The following is a 3,347-nucleotide window of genomic DNA, read 5'->3' as shown; positions in this document are numbered from 1 at the left end:
CGGGTCTTCCCAGGGACAGCTCCCTAAGGATCGATAAGGCCCCGGGGATAAGTTTTCCTGCCGGGAAGCGCAGACCGTCGGAGGCAATATAGGCCGCTGCCCTGCTAAGCGCCAGAGAGGCGGGCAGTCAGCGCGGCTTTATTCGCGACGCGAGCCTGCCACCAGATGAGCGCCGGCACCGCTAGCAGTTCGAGACAGAGGCCGGCGAGGTGACCTCCCGATGGCTCCCCCGCCGCAGTCAGCGAGAAAAGCCTCGCCAGCCCGCCGCAGAAGGTACAGGCCCCCAGCAGGCGAAAGCGCTCGGTCTTGGTCTCGATGTCCGGGATGCAGCTGTACCAGGCAACGCCGGCAGCAAGAAAGAAGCCCGACAGGAAGCGGAAATGACTGTCGAGGTCGACTGGCCAGGGTGCCTGGACATGAAGCAGTTCCGGCCCCGACAGAATGCCTTCGAGGCCGACCAGCACCGGGGTCGCCGCGAGCAACGCGACGATCCCTTGCAAAGCGGCCTTGCTGAATGTTGGCTCTTTCAAATCCGCTGTCCCTAGGTCTGATGCGACTTGAAGCAGGAACGAGATTTTCCGCGTGGTTTCAAAGGCCGCCTTGCCAAGTCGCCCGCCCTTGCGCGGGCCGGATTGCCTCCTTACGGTCCGGCCGCACGGACAGGAGAGAAAATGCGTTTCGAAGGCACCGCGGCCTATGTCGCCGACAAGGATCTGATGGTTGCGGTCAACGCCGCGATCGCGCTGGAGCGCCCCTTGCTGGTCAAGGGCGAGCCCGGCACCGGCAAGACCGAGCTTGCCCGCCAGGTGGCGGCCGCACTGGGGCTCGATTTCATCGAATGGAACGTCAAGTCGACGACCAAGGCGCAGCAGGGCCTCTATGAATATGACGCCGTCTCGCGGCTGCGCGACAGCCAGCTCGGCGACGATCGCTTCAACGACATCGCCAACTACATCAAGCGCGGCAAGCTGTGGGACGCGTTTGCTGCGCAAAAGAAGGTGGTGCTTTTGATCGACGAGATCGACAAGGCTGACATCGAATTCCCGAACGACCTCCTGCAGGAACTCGACCGGATGGAGTTCTTCGTCTACGAGACTGGCGAGACGATCCGCGCCGCGCTCCGGCCCATCGTCATCATCACCTCGAACAACGAGAAGGAGCTGCCCGACGCTTTCCTGCGCCGTTGCTTCTTCCATTATATCCGCTTCCCCGACATCGACACGCTGCACCGCATCGTCGACGTCCACTATCCAGGCATCAAGCAGAGCCTGGTTCGCGCCGCGCTCACCCAGTTCTACGAGATCCGCGACGTGCCGGGGCTGAAGAAGAAGCCATCAACCTCCGAGGCGCTCGACTGGATTCGCCTGCTCGTCGCCGACGACATCGCCCCCGAGGATCTGCGCGCGGACCCGAAGAACATGCTGCCCAGGCTGCACGGTGCCCTGCTCAAAAACGAGCAGGACGTGCATCTCTTCGAACGGCTGGCCTTCATGGCCAGAAGACAGCAATAGCGCTTTCCCCGGCTGTGGACCGTTGCCGGCGAATGGTCGCCAGCGCAGCTTCGCGCGCCAACATTGGAGGAAAAAATGTCCGAGATCACCGTCCGCCCGCTTGCGCAGTCCGACCATGCCGACTGGCGGCGCCTGTGGACCGACTACTTGACCTTCTACGAGACCAAATTGCCCGAAGAGGTCTACGCCATCACCTGGAAGCGGCTGTTCACCGAAGGCGAATTCGAGCCGAAAGGGTTCATCGCCACGCTCGACGGCAAGGCCGTCGGCCTCACCCACTATCTCTACCATCGCTCCGGCTGGTCCGAGAAAAACAACTGCTATCTGCAGGACCTGTTCGCCGACCCCACAGTGCGCGGCAAGGGCGTAGGCGCCGCGCTCATCAAGGCCGTGCAGGATGAGGCCGCGAAGATCGGCGTCAAGAACGTCTACTGGATGACGCACGAAACCAACACCACGGCGCGCCGGCTCTACGACCATGTCGCCCGCCGCACCGGCTTCATCGAGTACGATCTGCTATAAGGGCTCATGTTCCTCCCCTTCTTCCTCGAGTTGAAAGCCGCGCGGGTCCCTGTTTCGCTCAGGGAGTATCTGACGCTGCTGGAAGGGCTGGAGGCCGGGCTGGTCGACTATGACGTCGAGGGTTTCTACTACCTCGCGCGCTCGGCCCTGGTGAAGGACGAGCGCCATATCGACCGTTTCGACCAGGTATTCGCGCATGTCTTCAAGGGCGTCGAGGCGCTTGGCGGACCGGACGCCGTCGATGTCGCCAACATCCCCGAGGAATGGCTGCGCAAACTTGCCGAAAAGCATCTGACCGAGGAGGAAAAGAAGCTGGTCGAGGCGCTGGGCGGCTTCGACAAGCTGATGGAGACGCTGAAGAAGCGGCTGGAAGAGCAGAAGGGCCGCCACCAGGGCGGCTCGAAATGGATCGGCACCGGCGGCACCTCGCCCTTCGGCGCCTATGGCTACAACCCGGAAGGCGTGCGCATCGGCCAGGATGCGAGCCGCCACCGCCGCGCGGTGAAAGTCTGGGACAAGCGCGAGTTCAAGAACTTTGACGACGCCGTCGAGCTCGGCACCCGCAACATCAAGGTGGCGCTGAAGCGATTGCGTCGCTGGGTGCGCGAGGGCGCCGAGGAGGAGCTCGACCTGCCCGGCACCATCCACGCCACCGCCGAGCATGGCTATCTCGACGTGAAGACGCGGCCCGAGCGGCGCAACGCGGTGAAGCTATTGATGTTCTTCGACGTCGGCGGCTCGATGGACGATCACATCAGAAGTGTCGAGGAGCTGTTCTCCGCCGCCCGCGCCGAGTTCCGCCAGCTCGAATATTTCTACTTCCACAACTGCCTTTACGAACGCGTCTGGAAGGACAACCGCCGCCGCCTTGCCGAGACCATCCCGACCTTCGATCTGCTCCACAAATACGGGCCCGACTACAAGGTGATCGTCGTCGGCGACGCCTCGATGAGCCCTTATGAGATCGCGCATCCTGGCGGGTCCGTCGAGCACTGGAATCCGGAGGCCGGCAGCGTCTGGCTCGGGCGGCTGTTGCAGCAGTGGCCGAACGCCGTCTGGCTCAACCCTGAAACCGAGAAGAACTGGCGCTACACCCATTCGATTGCGATGATCGGCGAGATCTTCGGAGGCCGCATGTTTCCGCTGACTCTGGCCGGACTTGAGGCCGCGACGAGGCAGCTTTCGCGCAAGCACTAGCTAGGTCGAGAATAGGAAGTGGTGTAACAAGTACCCATCTTCTTGCGAATACCGGTTGCAACCAACAACGAGCCGCCAAGGCCGAGGAGATTTCATGGACACCCACGCCTATCCCGT

At 62.6% G+C, this 3,347-nt stretch carries 4 protein-coding genes; 3 read left to right on the top strand and 1 reads right to left on the bottom strand.

What is annotated here, in order from left to right; all coding sequences use genetic code 11:
• Window positions 1–104: 104 nt before the first annotated feature.
• Window positions 105–530 carry a DUF4345 domain-containing protein gene (locus tag Q0L57_RS08935; protein WP_296741298.1) on the bottom strand — a complete coding sequence of 142 codons (426 nt, stop codon included), beginning with the start codon at window positions 528–530 and terminating at the stop codon, window positions 105–107.
• 141 nt (window positions 531–671) lie between these two features.
• Between Q0L57_RS08935 and Q0L57_RS08930 the strand changes: the two genes are divergently transcribed.
• From Q0L57_RS08930 to Q0L57_RS08920, 3 genes are all read left to right on the top strand, one after another.
• Window positions 672–1,511 (top strand): MoxR family ATPase, encoded by an 840-nt coding sequence (locus tag Q0L57_RS08930; RefSeq protein WP_296741296.1) that lies wholly within the window; start codon window positions 672–674, stop codon window positions 1,509–1,511.
• 75 nt (window positions 1,512–1,586) lie between these two features.
• Window positions 1,587–2,033, top strand: a complete 447-nt coding sequence (locus Q0L57_RS08925; RefSeq protein ID WP_296741293.1) for a GNAT family N-acetyltransferase — start codon at window positions 1,587–1,589, stop codon at window positions 2,031–2,033.
• A gap of 6 nt (window positions 2,034–2,039) precedes the next feature.
• Window positions 2,040–3,230: a VWA domain-containing protein gene (locus tag Q0L57_RS08920; protein WP_296741290.1), complete on the top strand. Its 1,191-nt coding sequence runs from the start codon at window positions 2,040–2,042 to the stop codon at window positions 3,228–3,230.
• The last annotated feature ends 117 nt before the right edge of the window (window positions 3,231–3,347 follow it).

It is taken from the genome of Mesorhizobium sp., assembly GCF_024509055.1.
Classification (GTDB): domain Bacteria; phylum Pseudomonadota; class Alphaproteobacteria; order Rhizobiales; family Rhizobiaceae; genus Mesorhizobium.
This window is presented reverse-complemented; position numbering and strand designations above follow the sequence as displayed.